Annotated in this window: 2 protein-coding genes and 1 pseudogene; all 3 read right to left on the bottom strand. The window is 73.2% G+C overall.

Annotated features, from left to right (window positions below; translation table 11 throughout):
- Window positions 1–297 precede the first annotated feature (297 nt).
- Window positions 298–765: a hypothetical protein gene (locus OO57_RS37645; protein WP_234337718.1), complete on the bottom strand. Its 468-nt coding sequence runs from the start codon at window positions 763–765 to the stop codon at window positions 298–300.
- 330 nt (window positions 766–1,095) lie between these two features.
- A complete protein-coding gene (locus tag OO57_RS37640; protein ID WP_158715389.1) occupies window positions 1,096–1,803 on the bottom strand; it encodes a hypothetical protein in 708 nt (235 codons plus the stop codon).
- Between the two features lie 64 nt (window positions 1,804–1,867).
- Window positions 1,868–2,074, bottom strand: a pseudogene (locus OO57_RS37635) (aldehyde dehydrogenase (NADP(+))); the annotation flags it as partial.

Here is a 2,074-nt window from a genome sequence, read left to right as displayed (position 1 = left end):
CCCCCCGAGGACGCCTGGTCCCGCTCCTACCGCGTCACCGACACCCCCGCCCCACCCGGCTACCACGCCGCCGTCGCCCTCGCCGGAACCGCCCCCTTCCGCACCACCACCCGCCCCTGGCAGTGGACCTGACGGATATTCAGCTCCCGGCCCGGCACCTTCACGCCATGAGCACCGTGGACGAGGAGTACCCGGACCGGAGACCGCCCGCAGACCTTCCAGCGGCAGAGGGGTCAGGCGCGTCGGATCAGGCAGCGGACCGTGATGGCGGTGCGGGATCAGGCCGGTGGCTTCGGGTCAGGTCCGCTTGCGGCTCGCGATCTCCTCGGAGAGCCGCTGCACGTGGGCGGGGTCCGCGTCCCGGGCAAGGGCGACGTAGTGGTCCATGACGGTCGGCCGGTAGCGCACGGGCAACGTCTGTCCCGGGGCGAGTCGGGTGAGCTCGGTGATCGTGAGGTCTTCGTCTGCGATGCCGCGGAACGAGATGCCGTCGGCGGTCTCCACGTCGAACATCAGGACCACGCGTGGACTGCCGTCGCTGCTGACCTCCCGCCAGTCGACGAGAACGCCGAGCGCAAGCTCCCCCGTACGCAGTTCCGCTTTGCGCTTCCGTGCGTCACCGCTCAGGAGCGGGTTCGGGGCGATGCCCGGGAAGTCGGGCCCGACGCCGAGCGATTCCCGGCTCAGGTCGGGCCTGAGCTGTGCCACCAGGTCGTTGAGCTTCTCGCTCGAACCGAACACCCTGCCGAAGAGCCTGCCGAACACCCTGCCCCCTCCCTCGCACCGGTGCCGGAATCCCGGCCCGGCGCTTCGCCCTGCGCGCGATTGTACGAGCGTCCGCCAGGAGGTGCCGTCCCGTCATGCGTTCTCGACCCGATCCGCGACCGGCTCCTCACGCTCCTGCCCGTGCGCCACGAACTTCTGGACGGACAACTTCGGCGGGCCCCGGCGCTGCACCGAACGCCGGAGAACGGCCGTCGAGTTCCTCCCCACCCCCACCGCCCACGGTTCCCACCCCAGGTCGTGCACCGTCGCGGCCCGGTGGCGGGCGGCCAGCAGGACCCACGCCTCGGCCTCGCTCGCCGGGGCGTTCCCTCAGCCCTCGGCCATGAACGCGTCGAAGACCTGGCGCAGGGCCTCGGGCGGTTGCGGGATCAGGCGGGCGAGGACGGGGCCGTCGACGTCCTTGCTGTAGCCGCGGCCGAGGAACTCCTGCAGGACGGTCTTCAGCACGTCCGCACCCGGGGCCAGTTGCCGCCAGTCGGTGTCCCACACGCTCCGGACGGCGGTGGCGTGCGCGACCCAGGAACGGCGGATCTCCGCTTCGACGTCCTCGCGCAGCGGGATCCGGGCGGTCACCGCGGCAGCCACCCCGTCCGCGTCGGCCCGTTCGCGGGCGAGCCGGCCGCGCAGCCGGTTGTCCGCCAGCCGGACGGAGGGCAGCCCGGCCAGCACCCGCTTGAGGACGACTGTTTCCTCCAGCTCGTCGGCGGCCTTCCGCATCGCCGTTTCCGCCTGCTCGGCCGTCACCCCGGCGCCTTCCCGCTCCGCGTTGACGAACCCGGCCACGGCGTCCGCGTCCAGCAGCAGGTTCTCCACCTCGCGCACCGGCAGCACGAACACGTTGCCCTGCTTCTCCAGCCGCGCGACCTCGCCCTCGGGCAGCTCGTCCCGGTCCCGGACGAACAGCACCCGCCGCTCCTCCAGTCGGTCGGCGTCCGCGAGCCACCGCGCGAGCAGATCGGCCTGGCGCGCATCGGCGCCCCCGCCACCGGCCAGGACCGCCACCCGGGGGTGCCGCAACTGTTCATCGCGTGCCCCTCCCCTGAGCGCGGCTGTGGCGTGATCCTACGGGCCCGGCGGGAGGTCAGTCGCGGAGTTCGGCGGGGAGGAGTTCGGGCGGGGTGTCCTGGTAGGTGACGGGGCGGAGCCAGCGGTGGACGGCGGTGGTGCCGACGGAGGTGGTGGGGGTGGTGGCGGCGGGGTAGGGGCCGCCGTGCTGCATGGCGGGGGTGACGGCGACGCCGGTGGGCCAGGAGTTGAGGACGAGGCGACCGGCGAGGGGGGTGAGGTG

Origin of the sequence: Kitasatospora phosalacinea, from assembly GCF_000717185.1 — a bacterium.
GTDB lineage: Bacteria > Actinomycetota > Actinomycetes > Streptomycetales > Streptomycetaceae > Kitasatospora > Kitasatospora phosalacinea_A.
Note: the sequence above shows the minus strand (reverse complement) of the source record. Positions and strands in the feature narration are given on the sequence as shown.